The sequence below is a fragment of the Paenibacillus sp. FSL P2-0322 genome, assembly GCF_037975315.1.
Taxonomy (GTDB): domain Bacteria; phylum Bacillota; class Bacilli; order Paenibacillales; family Paenibacillaceae; genus Paenibacillus; species Paenibacillus polymyxa_B.
Map to the genome: position 1 here is coordinate 4,395,147 of NZ_CP150243.1, position 15,790 is coordinate 4,410,936.

The following is a 15,790-nucleotide window of genomic DNA, read 5'->3' on the forward strand; positions in this document are numbered from 1 at the left end:
GCTCATTGGGTATAATTCCACTTTTATTGGGTTTGATCTGCCTATACGTCAGTCGATATTCTCCGGCCCTGTACGCATCTGCTGCCTGTAGCGACTGGGACTTACCCCCTCGGTCGCTTTGAATACTTTAATAAAATATTTATCTGTTCGGTAGCCTGATCGCTCGCCGATTTGGGCAATCGTCAACTGAGTATGCAGCAGCAACTCCTTAGCCCTTTGGATCCGCAGCCGATGCAGATATTCGCTGAAGGACAAACCACTTTGCTCCTTGAATAAAACACTAAAATAGCTGGCATTCAGGTGTGAATGCGCGGCAGTCTGCGCCATCGTAATGGATTCGTGAAGATGCTCCGCCATATAGGTGAAGGCACGTCGTACCGGATCACTAAGAGTAGCCGCCTGGAGATCAAGCTCTAGCAAAACAGGGTCAGCCAGCTTGTCCAGCTTCTCGTACCGCTGCCGCTCCTCTTCCAGCCGAAGCGCTTCATTGACCGCATTCAACAGCTCCTGCTTATCAATCGGTTTGAGCAAATAATTGACGGCTCCCAGACGAAGAGCCTGCTGGACATAATCAAACTCCGCATAACCCGATATGACAATGATCGCTGGTCGTCGTGAATCCCGTTCCAGAGAGCGGATTAAATCCAGCCCACTGAATTCCGGCAACCGGACATCCGTAATCAACAGATGAACTGTCTCCGCTCGCAGTATATTTAATGCTTCCAAACCATTATCGAATGTTACAATCCGGTATTTCCCGGCGGCCCATTTCTCCAATGTCTGGTGTATCCCCTGACGTGTTCGCTGTTCATCGTCTACAATGACAATGGTTTTGGATGAAACACTCATTCCTACCGCCCTCCATATTCATCAGGAATTTCAAAAGTGACCACAGTTCCTTCCTGCTCAGCACTATGTATCAGCACACCGTCCGTTGGATAAGATGCGCTGTCATAATAGAGAGCAAGCCTGCGCTGCACATTCACTAGTCCCATACCGGTTCCCTTGCTCTGGCAGGCTGCTCCCCCCATCAACGCTGTACGCACAGCTGCAAGCTCTTCCAGTGTCATTCCAGGTCCGTTATCTATGACCGCGATCTTGGTCCAACCCGATCTGGTCGAAGGAGTGACACTAATTTCAACACGGCCGTTGCCGATGCGATTTTCGACACCATGCAAAATGGCATTCTCTAGAATAGGCTGGATCAGCAGTTTAGGAAGCGGAATTCTGGCTGCCTCCGAAGGCATATGAATTTGCCAACTCAGACGTTCACCCAGACGCATCTCCATCAGTTCCAGATAACGACGGATTTGCGCCATTTCTTCCCCGAGTGTCACCCAAGAGTCATGGTGAGCAGGTTCGATAACATAACGAAACAGCCGCGACATGGACACCATCAGCCCGGCAAGCTCCTCCTCTCCCTTCTCCTGTAGCGACCAGTTGAAAGCATCCAGCGTATTAAAAAGAAAATGCGGATTGATCTGCGCCTGCAGAGCTTTAAGTTCGGTTTGGCTTTGTAAAACCTCCTTCTCGCAAATAACACGGATCAATTCATTAATATCGACAATCATTGTGTTGTACTCTGCATTTAATTCTCGCAGCTCGACCGCTGCTGCCGGTTCTGGATTCAGTGCCAATGCCCCTTCCCGTGAACGACGCATCGCCTGAATCAAGTGACCTATCGGTCTGGTAATCAACGTAGACAACATAAAGGACATGAACAGGAATAGCACGGCACCAAGAGACGCGGAAATGATAAGTGTAGTCCGTAAAACCGTAATTCCGTCTGTGACGACGCTAACCGGAATCAGGATCAGCAGCGACCAGCCCGTCCGCTCCGACTGCTGAACCGCCTTCACATATTCCCGTTCCCCAATATGAACCGTCTGTGTCTTGCTATGCAGTACACCTGACAAATCCGTCTGGTTCATAGGTTCACCCGACAGCAGCTGGCCTTGTCGATCTACAAGCAGCATAGTTTCATCCGCTTCTTCATTGACCGCTGTCGCACCATTCAGCCCAAAATAACTTCGCTCCATACGGGTAATCAAGTACCCTCCACGTGAGAACCAGCGATCCACCAGGCTCACCTGCCGAATTGCCAGCAGTGACCGGGAGTCTTCGGGATCAATGCCGATCCAGACCAGTCTTCCCTTCATCTGATTCGCTTCTCGGATGTCTGCCTGTCCAATACGTTCCTCCAGACTGCCCTCTCTAATCGGAAACAACATCTTTCCTTCGGCGGTATACAGCTCCAGTGAGCCGACACTCGGCATATATGCCTGATAGCTATGCATCACTTGCAGTAGTGATTGACGCTGTCCGAAATTCACCTTGCCCCCGTTACGCTCCTCCAGCAAAATATGCTGAACAGACGGGTGATTCGCGACCTGCTCCGTCAAGCTGTCCATCTGGCCGATTAATGCATCCAGCCTACCGCTTGCTTGTACCGCAGTCTGACCAATATGTCGCTCGGCACTGTCTTTTAACAGGTGAGACACATTGAGATAAATGAACGCCCCCGCCACACTCATCATAATGAGCATCACCAGTATAAATCCGATAAAAATCTGATTACGTAATGTGTTTAATGGCTGAAACCTTGACCTTGAACGCATAAGCCTTCTCCCCCTGAACCATCACAGAAAAATGGGTGATGATAGCGCTTTCCTTTTCCTATTCTATCGCATCGTTCGTCTTTGTTGGCATATTTTCAGCAGAGATTAATCAAAATGGGCAGGAATGCTATGAAATAGAAAGGTCGTAGGGTAAACGAAAAAAATGACTCCCGACAAATGCAGGAGCCATCTACTGACCAGTTACACCGAAGCTTCTTTCAAATCACCCAAACTAAGGTACCGTCCAGGCTCCGAAGCTTGCATATGAAATGGGTATCCTATTGGAGCGCAGCCAAAATGCGGTCGCACAGCTCCATCGTTTTCACGTTATCCCGTCCACTTGAATCAGGCGTCCGTCCTTCTTGGCAGCAGTTCATGAAATGTGCGATTTCACCAACAAAACCGCGCAAGTACAAATCACGGTATCCGCCCGACATCGCGGAGGCTGACGGTGTCAGAACCGTATCGTTTTCCGCAAGGGATTTCCAAGGAAGCTCTGTATGACTCTCCGACTTGTGAATGATCAGTGTATTCACCTCATCCGCGTTCGCAAAACCATGATCAAAGGTTACCGTGAACCCTTCGCTCTCGCGTGTCCATGCTGTCATACCTGCGAAGTATAGGCTACCCACTACACCATTTTCAAATTTCAGGGCAATCGTATGGGAAATACACTCGCCGTTATCGTTCGCAAATCCGGTAACCTGCACCACTTCTCCAAACAAATAACGTACCAGATCGACCATATGAACCGCCGCCAGCTTCATGAAATCTTCGCCAGTTTTGCAAAACAGGGTACTGTCCACGAGGAATTTCGCCTGAAACGAGCGTGCGGCTCCAAGCGAGCCACCCTCAATCAATTCTTTTAATTTTATGTATACAGGCGCGTAGCGCTTCATGAAACCGACCATCAGCACGACACCCGCTGCTTCTGCCGCACCTGCAATTTGGGCCGCTTCCTCGGTATTCCAGCCCAGTGGCTTGTCTACAAAAACATGTTTTCCAGCCTTAATGCAGTCCAGTACGAGCGAAGGATGATCTGCCGCTTGTGCAATCACGACAACTCCATCACAGTCTTCCTGCTCCAGCATAGCCTTGTAATTGTCATAAGGTGTGCCGCTGCTTCCAAACTGCTGAAGTGCTGTCTTCGATCTGCTTAGATCTCTAGTCGCAATCGCCTGAATTTCAGCACCTGCCCCAATGACAGCAGGATATATATTCGTTGAAGCGTGAAAGCCCGCCCCGATAAAACACAGCTTCGCCTTGCTCATGTTAGTCCCTCCCATGTACACACTAAAATAATCCGATCCCATCGTACCATATTGCCGAAGTATATATACAGTGGCATAAAGATAAAGGACATGATTCTTAAGGAGAACAAGATAAAAAAACCTTAACAAAGATAATCCCTTATCCTTGTTAAGGCTCTGTCTGTATCACCAGCAACAATCCTTAAAAATACATTCAATTACAGGGTTCAGACATTATCTTGTGGATAACGAAGCCCATTTTTGCTCCAGCCACTGATCAAATTCAGCACCCTTGTCACCTTCATAGATGTCATAAATATCGACTCTCATCTTGTGCAGCTTTTCGCGAAAATCGTTATAGGTATGGTCGGCTGGTAAGCTTTTTTTAATCCGCACCAGAATCTTCGTCAGGCCCTTAACAAGCTCACCCTCTTTGCGCACAGGCGGCTGTACATTCTCGCCCCATTCCTGAAGTCTGCGGTAAGCGGCTTCCTGAACGGCATATACCGTATCATTATTCAAACGGTGTGTCAGCAAGTCAATCGTCTGCTGGTTCTTCCATGCACCCAGATCATTTACCGCGGCTAGGCGTGTTTTCCAATCGGAGGTTCGGTTTGCAGCTACTTTGAGCTGCTCATATACATCTGCAAATTCTTGCTGAGTTTCGTTGTTTTCCAAAATCATCTCATCCTTTTCTAAAAATCACTATATTACTGTTCATCACGATTGCCGTTTGTTAAATATAACATACTTGCAGGTCTTCTTCTAAAAAAAGATAAAAAGAAATGTATCGGACATAACATGGTCAGAAGGCATTCATTCGCCTCTGTTGTCTGCCGCTGAAAGGCATCGTAAATTCCTCCAGATATCGGGGTAGATAAACCGTATTTTGAAAGGGGAATTTACAGAAAATCTGCACGTGCTGGTGTAAATGCATCTAGCAGAATACCGCCATCCTCCAGTGGGATACAGCCATGAAGAGTATCGGATGGAAAATGGATGCTGTCTCCTTCTTTGACAGTCTGCACTTCCTTTGTTTCGCCATTATCGATCATGAACTTAAAGCTTCCCTTTATTACATAAGTGACTTGTTCATGGACATGCTTATGCAACAGGATCTCCCCTGTTTGGGCTTTAGCAAACATCACTTTGACATACATAAGCTGGTCACTGTGGGCCAGCACTTTCCGGGTGGTATTACTGTCAACGATATCAATTTGAATATCTTGATCGTTAAAAAACATGGATAATTCCTCCTCTTTTTAAGGCACAAATGATTTAGATAAGTTATTTTGGAAAAACTCATAAATCGATTTAGTTTAAAACCAGCGAAAAATAAGCCAAAGTACTCCAGAAAGGGTAGTAAAGTCGGGATCGGCGAACGTTACCCCTTCGGCACCCAAAAAAGAAAAGAGCGGCAAGGTGAGAGCCGGCAGCAGACAGAGCAAGAATCCATTAAGACAACTGGAAATAACAGCTCCTCTGAAACCACCGCTGGAATTGCCGAATATCGCGGCTGCACCACCAGCGAGGAAGCAGGCCATGATCCCTGGCACAATGACAGGCAATCCGATAAACGGGAAAAGAAAGACGCAGGCAACGCCTGTGAAGAAGCTGACCAAGAAGCCTACCAACGCGGAATTGGGTGATTTGTCGAACAGTACCAGAACATCCACACCAGGGATTGCTCCAGGTGCAAACACTTGGGAGAAACCTTTGAAAGCGGGTACAATTTCAGTTGTGAACAGCTTAACACCTGCTTTTGCGATATACAAGCCGGCAGCAAAAATAGCTGACTGTTCGAGGATGAAGACGATATATTCTTTGCCATCCGATAATTTGCTGACATAATCAGAACCAGCAACCAGTCCAGATACCAGTAAAAGCACAAGCATCGTCAAGGTCGTTGCAACATTGGGGTCGCGCAAAAAACTGATGCGGTCATTAATTTTTACATTTTCGGTGTCATTTTCACGGTTGCCAAAAACTTTCCCTAAATAGGTACCTAGAATGTAAGAGGTCATGGAAGCATGAGCAATCGTATATTCATCCGATTTAATAATGTTTTTGCTGGCATTCCGGAGTAGGTAAGGAAACACCGCCATATAGCTCCCAATTACCAAAGAACCGACGATAATCGTAGTTAGCGAACTGAGACCCAGACCTTTCATAACGGCTGTAGCGGCAAAGCTCATAAACAAAATCAAGTGAAGAGACAAATAAATGTACTTGAACTTGGTCAGGCGTGCAAGCACGATGTTAAGGATCATGGAAAAGAGCAGAATGAGTGCAGCATCCGCCCCGATCTGATCAATGGTCAGTGCCATAATGGCTTCATTGCTTGGTACGACACCTTTAAGGTTGAAGGCATAAGAAAAAATTTGGCTGAAGTTAGTGAGAACGCCACCTAAAATTCCGCCGCCGACCTTGATCATGGTGAAGCCCATAAAAGAAAGGGTAGTTCCCGTAATGATCTCTGATACTTTCTTCCTCTGGAATATAAGGCCGAGTAATGTCACAATCGCGATAATGATGGATGGCTCCCTGATAATGCTCATAAACATTTCCATAGTGATCTCCGACTTTCTTTTATTTATTTTCCATTCTTACTAAATCGATTTAGTAATACTCGAAAAAAATTTCCCTCTCGGGAATGTAAAAAGAAGCAGAATCATTTTTTGTGAATTAAATCACAACTTATTCCATACATTATTCGTTAAGCTTCATTCCTCCCCTCTCTTCAATCGCAATCATCACTAAAATCAGGACATACATAAATGAAAGGGTATTCATGACTCGAATCATAAGATCATTATAGCTCTTTATTTTCTTTTTACAATAGAATTTATAAAAACGTTTTCAAAAAGATGAAAAGGACATATTCAATCATTCAGTTCAGTTTTTGGACAGATTCTCTGTGGTTAATGACCGGATTCATTCGGATGATTTCTGACATATCCTCATGATCCTGTTCTTTTTGATCAATTTTCTCCAGCAGTAGCCTGGCACTTCTTTTCCCCATTTCAAAACTCGGCTGGGAAACGGTTGTGATCGGCGGATTATAAAAAGATGCAAAGGATACATCATCTATGCCAATCAAGGAAAAATCATTAGGTATGGTCAGATGATTATTTTTTGCATAAATCAGCACCTGCTCCAAAATCATGTCATTCGTAGCAATGATTGCGGTGGGCGGATTCTCCATATGGAATAGTTGTCCAATCAGATTAGGCATTTCATCCAACCTGCCGCTTTTGATATAGTTTTCATTCACTGATATGTCATGTTTGCCCAACGTATTTCGATAACCTGACAGCCGCTCACTTCGTGTGGTGATCGCTTTTTTGCCTAAGGGGAACGTGATAATCCCAATGTTGTTATGACCATGCTCAATGAGTGCTTCAACCGCAAGCTCGCTGGCCTTTTCATTATTCAACAGCACTGTGTCTACACTGATTTCATCGATTTTTCGGTCCACAAACACGAAAGGATAGCCATTCTTGGCAAGGGAAACATATAATTTCTTGTTCTCTTCCGTCGGGAAAATGATAAGTCCATCCACTTGCCGAGCAATCATCGACTGGACATACTTTTTCTCTTTGAGCGAATCATCATCAGTATTGCAGACAATGACCTGGACATTTTCCAGTTGGCATTCATCTTCAATTGCACGCACGACTTCTGTTGTAAATCTCGATAAAATGGTTGAAGAAATAACCCCCACAATGAAGGTCTTCTTCTGCTTGAGACTACGTGCCACCTCATTAGGTATATAACTGAGATCCTCAATCGCTTGCTCGATCTTCTTCTTAGTGTTTTCACTCATATAGTTGTATCTCTTTTGCAGAAACTGCGAAACTGTACTCTTCGACACCCCGGCACGTTCTGCAACTTCCTTCATCGTTGTTACCATAATTACCCTCCTTTCTTTTTCTGCATGTCAGCCGTATTAATTTTCAAATATATATATTCTGCAACCTGTATGTAAAGTGAATTTCACTTTATTATATACCTTCTTTTACAGCAGGAAAATATAATAAATGAGGAGTTAGAGCGTGCCCTCCACCTCATATATAACCGCCCCCACAAATGCTGGACACTTAGCTTAACCATCCGTTGTTACGAATCTATTGAATTCGAACGAAATCTTAGAAATATACGAATTTTATGAACTTGTTTGATGGAAGATTTGAACATAAAATGAGAATGTAATCGGTTACAATTTCTTTTAAATAAAGGAGGAAGCAGAATTATGAAGAAAAAAGGACTGAAAAAAACATTTTTCATCATTACCTCCCTCGTAATGGGCTTCACACTGTATGGCTATACTCCCGCTTCAGTAGATGCAGCCAGTGTGAAAGGATATTATCACACCCAAGGAAACAAGATTGTAGACGAATCCGGGAAAGAAGCGGCATTTAACGGCCTGAACTGGTTCGGTCTGGAAACTCCTAATTACACCTTGCATGGACTGTGGAGCCGCTCAATGGACGACATGCTGGATCAGGTGAAGAAAGAAGGCTACAATCTGATTCGTCTGCCTTACAGCAATCAGTTATTCGATTCCAGTTCCCGTCCAGACAGTATTGATTATCACAAAAACCCTGACCTGGTCGGATTAACTCCGATTCAAATTATGGACAAGCTGATCGAAAAAGCTGGACAACGCGGTATTCAGATTATCCTTGACCGTCACCGTCCAAGCTCAGGTGGGCAATCCGAGCTGTGGTACACATCCCAGTACCCTGAGTCTCGCTGGATTAGCGACTGGAAAATGTTGGCTGATCGTTATAAAAATAACCCTACCGTCATTGGTGCGGATTTACACAATGAGCCACACGGTCAAGCAAGCTGGGGCACAGGCGATGCCTCCACAGACTGGCGTCTGGCGGCACAACGTGCAGGGAATGCGATTCTGTCCGTGAATCCGAATTGGCTGATTCTCGTAGAAGGTGTAGATCACAATGTACAAGGCAACAATAGCCAATACTGGTGGGGTGGCAACCTGACAGGTGTAGCCAACTATCCTGTCGTTCTGGACGTACCGAACCGTGTCGTATATTCTCCTCATGATTACGGCCCTGGTGTGTCTTCGCAGCCATGGTTCAACGACCCGGCCTTCCCGTCCAACCTGCCAGCGATCTGGGATCAAACCTGGGGCTACATCAGCAAGCAAAACATAGCTCCGGTGCTGGTCGGTGAATTCGGCGGTCGTAATGTTGATTTGTCTACTACTGAGGGGAAATGGCAAAATGCACTCGTAGACTATATTGGTGCCAACAACCTGTACTTTACGTACTGGTCCCTGAATCCGAATAGCGGCGACACAGGCGGTCTGCTGCTGGACGACTGGGTTACCTGGAATCGTCCGAAGCAGGATATGCTGAGCCGGATTATGAAGCCTGTTATTTTTGTAGCGGAACAAGCGAAAGCAACCGCCGAATAGGCACAGGGCTTCACTTCACTTATTGAAAAAGCCGATTTTCCTCCTTCAGGCCAGATTATACTGGGCTATGAGGATGTGGAGAAACGGCTTTTTTTTGTGATACCTGCAAACCTCCAGGATTACACTCCACGTGTGTACATGTTTTCCTCCCCTTCTTGACGCCTTCTATCCAGTTTTATACATTGTAAATTCCCCATCGAATGGGGCATTTTGTAAACTAAATCTCTCTTTTAACCGATAAATACATATGTTGGATTTGAACTCAGGAAGGAAGATTTCATGTGATTGTTTGGAAGGGTTTTGGTATTTTAAACATCGTTGTTCCAGGGATTTTATTTGTTATAGTCGGGAGTTTAGTATCCGCTCTAGGGCTTGACTCCATAGATTCCCGGCTACCGATGGCTTTTGTGTTCATTGTGTCGGGGGTTATTATCTGGTACTTGGGAAAAGCGCTTAACGCCGACTCGGACAAAGTGCTAGTTGATATGGAAACGGGGCAACGCTATCGAATGGGAACCCAGCACAGTCTGTTTTTTATCCCTATGCATTATTGGGGCCCTGCCGGTCTAGCGATCGGATTTATTTTAATCGTTGCATCGATATTTTATATAACGTTGATTTCAAAACATGAGCTATCCCGAACACCACAATGCGAGTCAGTTGCTCCCATTGTGGTCTTTTTCCTTTTCGCAGGTCAATTATGATCAGATACCACCATGATTACCTGTAGGCCAATGAATTTGGGGCAGGCAGGTGAAAACCTAGCTCATATTTCGCCCCAGCTGCTCCACCTTGCTCAGCCAATCGTTGCGCTGCTGATCCGATAATTTATTCATGAGATCAATCGCAGTAGAATGCACCGGTTTGACACCACATAGATGCAGCGTGGAATCCTTCATCATCCGATGTCCAGGCTGTCCCTGGAAAAATCGGTAGTACCAATGCGGACCGTCCATCGTTGTAATGAGGCGGGCCGTTCTTCCTTTTAGAAGCTTGTCAGGCAGGGGTTTTCCTTTTTGATACTTAAACGCAAATCCCGGCATAAAGATACGGTCAATGAATCCTTTCATTAATGCAGGCAAGCTGCCCCACCAGATCGGAAAGACAAAAACGAGGTGTTCTGCCCATTTAATCGACTCCTGTGCTTGGATCAAATCAGGTTCCAGCGGTAATTTATTACGATATCCACCTAATAGATTTGGATTAAAATCCAACGCGGACAGCTGCAACAAACGAACCTCCGCCCCTGCAGCCTTCGCTCCTTTTACATAGGATTGAGCCAGCGCTTCCCCATAACTGCCAGCGACCGGATTCCCTTGAATCACCAATATTTTTTTAGACATATAAACCACTTCCTACCTTCATATTATGATTTTAGTTAGAAGACACTAACTTTATATTTAAAAAGAAAAGGTCACTACTGACCTTTACTTAATAAAGCAGTTAAACGTTGTTTGACCTCTGCTGCAAATGGAACCAACTGCTGTGGAAGTTCACCTTCCAGGCTGGACACGGACAAGCGTGTAATGGCTCCAATGATGAGCACACCGGATAGCAGAGCATCCTGCTTCGGCAGTTCACCTTGTTGAATCCCCTGTTCGATGAATTCAGTCAACGCCTCCAGCGGCTGACGCACATTCTGGCTCTGGCTTGCTTCAACATACAGCTCATGATGCTGTGATAGTAGAAGCAAACCATACTGGTCCTCATCATGCATATTCAGCACTTCATCCACCAGTTGATGGAAACGACTAACGAAGTTCCCACTCTGCTTGCGATAGAAGTCAATTAATGTGGTGTAGCTATTACAATACTGCCCGAATACTTCCAAGGCCATCGCATCTTTACTCTTAAAATGCTTATAAATCGCGGCATCCGTCACACCGGCAGCCTCTCCAATTTCTTTGACTGAAATGCCGTCAATTCCTTTGGTTGCAAATAAGCACATTGCTGCCTGCAGAATATCTTTCTTTTTGCTGTCTACATGTGTTTTCTTATTCATAAGCTTATAGTAAGTGATAACTAACTAAAATGCAAATTATATTTATGCAGGCTCATTCTGTCTTCATACTTTCATTTGAAATATATTGAATTAAACCTAAAAACCATGTTTTATAAGCGATTAATCATAAATACCCTAAATAATACGTGCATCATCCCATTTTATTCATATAAAAAAGATATGTAACCGAATAAAACGGGCGCTAGGATAGGTGGGACTAATTATGCTTGAGGTGCATGCAGTCACCCAGCAGGGAAAAGACTCAGGCAGTCTTGGATATGGAGCGACGAGCACATTTCCCCGCTGCAAAAAGTCGTACAAGCCATCCATGACCAAGGCCCCAAAGCCGATCTTCAGCTTTGGCGTGTCGGGCGCAAAGGCTCGTTGCCCCAAGAAACAGCTGTATCTGCCTCTGGGTTGCCTCACCGCAAACAGTATCATCCACTGGATCGCACACTAAATTGGACAATTTCCACAATAATAGGTGTGCCGGAGAGAATTGCCTCTCCTTCGTTAAGGCGAATCGTCAGCGATGAAGGTGTTAGGCTATACAATGTGCTTTCTTGTATCATTCCATTAATGTATAGATTGGCATAACTGTTGCTTCCGACATTAAAACGCTTAAAGGCCTCCTGTACACCATCTACAGAAAATTGATCCGCCATTATCGTGATTGAAGATTCAATTGTAGCAGGTGCAAGATAAAAATACCGCTCAGCTATGGGTATAATTTCAATATTTGAAATGTCAGCTGCCGGGCCGGTTGGCCCTGTTATACCTCGGGCTCCAGTAGGACCAGCTATGCCCTGCGCTCCAGTAGGGCCGGGTACTCCTGTTGCACCTGGACTTCCTTGGACTCCAGCCGGACCTGGCACTCCTGGCGCTCCCCGTGTTCCTGCTGGACCCTGTATTCCTGGTATTCCTTGGACTCCCGGTGTTCCCGCAGTTCCCGATATACCTTGGGCTCCTGCTAAACCTGGAATACCTTGTACCCCTGTCAAACCGGGAATGCCTTGTGCTCCTGCCGAACCCGGTGCAGCTCGCTTTCCCGTCTGGCTCATGCTCCTCCTCCGCTTGCTAGGAGTATTTCTGCACCTCCGTTGCATGATTAGCTTTGGATGCTTTTTGGCATGGAACCCCGTTTTTGTTCTACCTTTGAATGAATAACTTGTTTTACACTTTTTACGTTTGTTGATCTTGTAATGTACGGTCCTCTTTCCTAGCCTCCTTAGTGATGAATCGCGTCTCCTCATACCAGCCGTATACACCTCCTTCTCACATGCTTATTTATGTATTGTATGCACATCCCCCTTTAGGGTTTTAGGCATTTGTAACCTTCAGATTCCAAGTATTCGCTTCCATCTATATTTGTACAAAATAGGGCCTTCTCCATTTACCCTATTATTAATAGAAAGGTTAATATGCCGTTTCCGAATAGGTTGAACAATCATTTATTGATTAAGAGCCAGCGAATGCAAATGGCTCATTACCAGTAAAGAAAGGAGATGAGAACTATGCCAATCATAAAACCTGTGTTTACAGCAGTAGCTACTGCTCCCGTGTCAACAGGTGGCGCCATAGCCACGACCGTAGCCCCAGCCACGACTCGCTTTTTTGCAACGATTACAGCTGGAATGATCGGAGCAACAGAAACAACCGTTCCTGCTGCAAGCTTTGTAGATGACGCCGATGCTCCAGTTGTTGCTTTACCGACATTAACGGCTACTGATTCTTCTAATTTTTATATTAACGGAGTTATTCAGCAGAGCTCCTTATTCACCCTCACCACAGCAAGTCTGGTCATTGCCTCCGTAGATATTACACCAGGTGTCCCAGTTGTTATAGAAATAACAGATTTTAGCGGCACAACTTCCATTATCGCGACTCAGCCTACCATCTCTGCGCCTACCGTCACTATTATCACTTAACACTTTTCATATTTTTGATTCAAGTTGGACTGAACGGTCATTCACGCTGTACATTACCCCGTATAAGCTAGAAAAGACCGATTCAGATGTCGATATCTGAATCGGTCTTTTAGATTATATAATCGTTTTCAAATGACTGGATACTGTATGATTAAGGCAAAATAGCAAAGGAGCGCACCGGAAATCCAGGGGAATCTTGAATGCTCGGAACGATATTATATATGACCGCGCCCGTCGGGGGCAGCTTGTCCAAATTCGTCAGCACCTCAACTTGATACCGATCCTGCTCCAATATGTAATATTCCCCTACCAGCTTGCCAGCTTTGCGATAAGCTACAGAGGAATCGGTATCTAGCGTTTCATGCCCAATGGCAGCCACATTCCGTTCTTCTACCAAAAAGCGCAGCGCCTCCAGCGACCAGCCCGGGCAGTGTGCATCTCCGGCGTCGTCCTTGTTCGAGAAGGCATCTGAATCAGGCCAACGTTTGCTCCAATCACTGCGAAAAGCGACAAAGGACTGATCAGCAATGCGTCCATGCTCTTTCTCAAAGTCCAAAATATCCGCAACCGTAAGTTCATAGTCAGAATTGGCTGCAACGGCTGCTGAACGGTCAATGACAACTAGCGGCAAAACCAGCTCCTTCAACGAAAGCTCATGCAAGTAACGTTTGCCCTTCACAAAATGAACGGGTGCATCAATATGAGTCCCATACTGACCGGGAAAGCAGTATTGTTTTACAAAAAAGCCATCATCGTGGGTAAACAGGGTATCCACCTGAACATTATCGAATACTGGAAAATGAGGGATTTCAGGATAAAAAGCGTGGGACAAATCCACCCACTCTTTTTGCTTCAACAACTTCAAGATATCTGCTAAATGCTCTGCCATGATGCCCATTCCTCCTCAGCTTTATTACAAGCCATTTTACCTGAGGATTCTGCAAAAATCTATAAATCGATCTGCTCTTCTAATATATAGAAAGAAATCTATTTTGTGCGACGGTATGGACGAAGAAGCTGCCATCCCAGTCTACGATGAAATGAGCAATTTATTAACATTTGATATTCATGAATGGCCTGTACCAGGCAAGAACTCCTCCAGCGACTTTTTAAGCCTCCCTAGAGATCGTTAAGCGCGAGCCAGCTTCCCGTCTATTCAAATGCTGATCAGCTCTATCTTGTACAACAGCAAAAAAAAAGACGTTTCCAGTTTATACTGGAAACGTCCTCTCGTGCCGATCTGAGCATCAACAAAATTGTACCTCTCTCTAATACTGACAGCCTCATACTTTCCATTCCTAGCACGTATATTTTCGCAAAAACGAACGAATACTGTTAATTTTCAATGTGCTATTTTATTCAACTCCTGTGCTTTTTGCGGGCTGTCTGCACCTTTACCGTTCATTAATTTGAAACTATCCCAAAAGGGGAACCTCTACTTAAATCAAGCTCTTTTGCTTCGGTTTCTCATTCGTGTAACGACTACGATCAAGAGTAAGGGAAGAACATATGCCAGATTATCGAATAAGGTCCAAGCCATGTATCCGTCCTCGTTGAAGGACGCCTGATCATGGTACATGGTAACTGAAAGAAGCAAGCAGATATATGCTATCGGAAACGTTAAAATACGGTAATTTTTTACTCTAAAAAATCGCGAAAATAAATTCGTCAATATAAATACCATGATCGAGGTTTTCATGTACGAACCGGCAATTAATGAAAATCCGATTACAGGCTCAATTCTTTCGATAATCTCCTGTATATAGATTAATCTGGCCAGCTGATACATGGAATAATTCATCTCGCCTGCTAAAGGTCCTAGAGCCAGAATGGTGCAAATAATAGATGCAATTAATGTGACTCCGTTCATTATAATAGCAAAGTACATATATTTTCCGAGCATTCGCTCTTCGCCTTTACGTGCAAACGGAAGAAGTGAAGAGTACAATACGACTTCTGCGAATGGAAACCCATAGGTGATATAGGCTCCATGAAGAATCGGTTTCATTCCGTCCGGCATGATCGGCAGTAAAAATTCTGGATGGTAGTTGGCAGAAGCCAAGACCAAAACCAATAAAATAAACCCATACATCATAATCAATAAAATGAAAAACATTCGGGCCATAACTTCAATTCCAGCCCGGGCTGTCAGTGCAGCCGTCACAAAAAACAAGGTATGGACAACAGTTACAGGCGTTTTTGTCATTATAGTACTATTGAAAAAACCGCCAACTTCAATAATTATGGCGGCGTTCTGCCAGAACAGGGCACAAGTAAAAGGAATGATCATTAAGAGGGTCAACCATTTTCCCAGCGCTTTACGGCTGTATTCGACGAAGAGCAATCCGGGATATTGGCTGTGCAAATAAAGGACGCAGGCCAATAGACACATCCCCATTACCCAAGCTATTAATAAGGAAATCCATGCTCCGTTTTTAGCAGCGCCGATTACTGAAGCAGGGATCAGAACGATGGCCGATCCCGTCATTCCGGCAAGAAACAACACCGCTGTCTGGAGCGCACTGATACTCTCTTGATTTTTCATG

14 protein-coding genes and 1 pseudogene are annotated in these 15,790 nt (G+C 45.0%); 3 read left to right on the forward strand and 12 right to left on the reverse strand.

Annotated elements, in window-relative coordinates; translation table 11 throughout:
• Positions 1-48 precede the first annotated feature (48 nt).
• The 7 genes from MKY24_RS19380 to MKY24_RS19410 form a co-directional block, all read right to left on the reverse strand.
• The gene (locus tag MKY24_RS19380; RefSeq protein WP_076295840.1) at positions 49-849 is read right to left on the reverse strand and encodes a response regulator; all 801 of its coding nucleotides are present in this window, start codon (positions 847-849) and stop codon (positions 49-51) included.
• A 2-nt stretch (positions 850-851) separates the two neighbouring features.
• Positions 852-2,618 carry a sensor histidine kinase gene (locus tag MKY24_RS19385; RefSeq protein WP_339200673.1) on the reverse strand — a complete coding sequence of 589 codons (1,767 nt, stop codon included), beginning with the start codon at positions 2,616-2,618 and terminating at the stop codon, positions 852-854.
• Between the two features lie 278 nt (positions 2,619-2,896).
• Complete coding sequence (locus tag MKY24_RS19390; protein WP_339200674.1) at positions 2,897-3,889, reverse strand: Gfo/Idh/MocA family oxidoreductase; 993 nt, start codon at positions 3,887-3,889, stop codon at positions 2,897-2,899.
• 213 nt (positions 3,890-4,102) lie between these two features.
• On the reverse strand, positions 4,103-4,546 hold the full coding sequence (locus MKY24_RS19395; RefSeq protein WP_028542207.1) for a HEAT repeat domain-containing protein: 444 nt from the start codon (positions 4,544-4,546) through the stop codon (positions 4,103-4,105).
• Between the two features lie 224 nt (positions 4,547-4,770).
• Complete coding sequence (locus MKY24_RS19400) at positions 4,771-5,112, reverse strand: cupin domain-containing protein (protein ID WP_023989787.1); 342 nt, start codon at positions 5,110-5,112, stop codon at positions 4,771-4,773.
• Between the two features lie 75 nt (positions 5,113-5,187).
• Positions 5,188-6,426 carry a PTS ascorbate transporter subunit IIC gene (locus MKY24_RS19405; RefSeq protein ID WP_230486389.1) on the reverse strand — a complete coding sequence of 413 codons (1,239 nt, stop codon included), beginning with the start codon at positions 6,424-6,426 and terminating at the stop codon, positions 5,188-5,190.
• A gap of 332 nt (positions 6,427-6,758) precedes the next feature.
• Positions 6,759-7,781, reverse strand: a complete 1,023-nt coding sequence (locus tag MKY24_RS19410) for a substrate-binding domain-containing protein (protein ID WP_339200676.1) — start codon at positions 7,779-7,781, stop codon at positions 6,759-6,761.
• A 339-nt stretch (positions 7,782-8,120) separates the two neighbouring features.
• On the opposite strand from MKY24_RS19410, the gene MKY24_RS19415 reads away from it, so the two are divergent.
• Positions 8,121-9,314 (forward strand): glycoside hydrolase family 5 protein, encoded by a 1,194-nt coding sequence (locus MKY24_RS19415; protein WP_279835759.1) that lies wholly within the window; start codon positions 8,121-8,123, stop codon positions 9,312-9,314.
• A gap of 281 nt (positions 9,315-9,595) precedes the next feature.
• Positions 9,596-9,919: pseudogene (locus MKY24_RS19420) on the forward strand (hypothetical protein); the annotation flags it as partial.
• A gap of 156 nt (positions 9,920-10,075) precedes the next feature.
• Here the strand turns inward: MKY24_RS19420 and MKY24_RS19425 are convergent.
• The 3 genes from MKY24_RS19425 to MKY24_RS19435 all read right to left on the reverse strand — a co-directional run bounded on the left by MKY24_RS19425 (position 10,076) and on the right by MKY24_RS19435 (position 12,377).
• Complete coding sequence (locus MKY24_RS19425; RefSeq protein ID WP_023989792.1) at positions 10,076-10,657, reverse strand: NAD(P)H-dependent oxidoreductase; 582 nt, start codon at positions 10,655-10,657, stop codon at positions 10,076-10,078.
• Between the two features lie 74 nt (positions 10,658-10,731).
• Positions 10,732-11,316 (reverse strand): TetR/AcrR family transcriptional regulator, encoded by a 585-nt coding sequence (locus tag MKY24_RS19430; protein ID WP_025723259.1) that lies wholly within the window; start codon positions 11,314-11,316, stop codon positions 10,732-10,734.
• 437 nt (positions 11,317-11,753) lie between these two features.
• Positions 11,754-12,377 carry a DUF4183 domain-containing protein gene (locus MKY24_RS19435; RefSeq protein WP_071558400.1) on the reverse strand — a complete coding sequence of 208 codons (624 nt, stop codon included), beginning with the start codon at positions 12,375-12,377 and terminating at the stop codon, positions 11,754-11,756.
• Positions 12,378-12,830: 453 nt separating this feature from the next.
• Between MKY24_RS19435 and MKY24_RS19440 the strand changes: the two genes are divergently transcribed.
• On the forward strand, positions 12,831-13,244 hold the full coding sequence (locus MKY24_RS19440) for a DUF4183 domain-containing protein (RefSeq protein ID WP_028542200.1): 414 nt from the start codon (positions 12,831-12,833) through the stop codon (positions 13,242-13,244).
• Between the two features lie 151 nt (positions 13,245-13,395).
• On the opposite strand, the gene MKY24_RS19445 is transcribed toward MKY24_RS19440, so the two are convergent.
• Entirely contained in the window at positions 13,396-14,133 is a 738-nt protein-coding gene (locus MKY24_RS19445) for a cyclase family protein (protein ID WP_023989797.1), read from the reverse strand.
• Between the two features lie 555 nt (positions 14,134-14,688).
• Positions 14,689-15,789 carry an endospore germination permease gene (locus tag MKY24_RS19450; protein ID WP_028542198.1) on the reverse strand — a complete coding sequence of 367 codons (1,101 nt, stop codon included), beginning with the start codon at positions 15,787-15,789 and terminating at the stop codon, positions 14,689-14,691.
• Position 15,790: the final 1 nt, after the last annotated feature.

Coding starts and splice junctions, on each gene's coding strand:
- MKY24_RS19380 (WP_076295840.1), bottom strand. CDS start 849: ATGAGTGTTTCATCCAAAACCATTGTCATTGTAGACGATGAACAGCGA.
- MKY24_RS19385 (WP_339200673.1), bottom strand. CDS start 2,618: ATGCGTTCAAGGTCAAGGTTTCAGCCATTAAACACATTACGTAATCAG.
- MKY24_RS19390 (WP_339200674.1), bottom strand. CDS start 3,889: ATGAGCAAGGCGAAGCTGTGTTTTATCGGGGCGGGCTTTCACGCTTCA.
- MKY24_RS19400 (WP_023989787.1), bottom strand. CDS start 5,112: ATGTTTTTTAACGATCAAGATATTCAAATTGATATCGTTGACAGTAAT.
- MKY24_RS19405 (WP_230486389.1), bottom strand. CDS start 6,426: ATGAGCATTATCAGGGAGCCATCCATCATTATCGCGATTGTGACATTA.
- MKY24_RS19410 (WP_339200676.1), bottom strand. CDS start 7,781: ATGGTAACAACGATGAAGGAAGTTGCAGAACGTGCCGGGGTGTCGAAG.
- MKY24_RS19415 (WP_279835759.1), top strand. CDS start 8,121: ATGAAGAAAAAAGGACTGAAAAAAACATTTTTCATCATTACCTCCCTC.
- MKY24_RS19425 (WP_023989792.1), bottom strand. CDS start 10,657: ATGTCTAAAAAAATATTGGTGATTCAAGGGAATCCGGTCGCTGGCAGT.
- MKY24_RS19430 (WP_025723259.1), bottom strand. CDS start 11,316: ATGAATAAGAAAACACATGTAGACAGCAAAAAGAAAGATATTCTGCAG.
- MKY24_RS19435 (WP_071558400.1), bottom strand. CDS start 12,377: ATGAGCCAGACGGGAAAGCGAGCTGCACCGGGTTCGGCAGGAGCACAA.
- MKY24_RS19440 (WP_028542200.1), top strand. CDS start 12,831: ATGCCAATCATAAAACCTGTGTTTACAGCAGTAGCTACTGCTCCCGTG.
- MKY24_RS19445 (WP_023989797.1), bottom strand. CDS start 14,133: ATGGCAGAGCATTTAGCAGATATCTTGAAGTTGTTGAAGCAAAAAGAG.
- MKY24_RS19450 (WP_028542198.1), bottom strand. CDS start 15,789: ATGAAAAATCAAGAGAGTATCAGTGCGCTCCAGACAGCGGTGTTGTTT.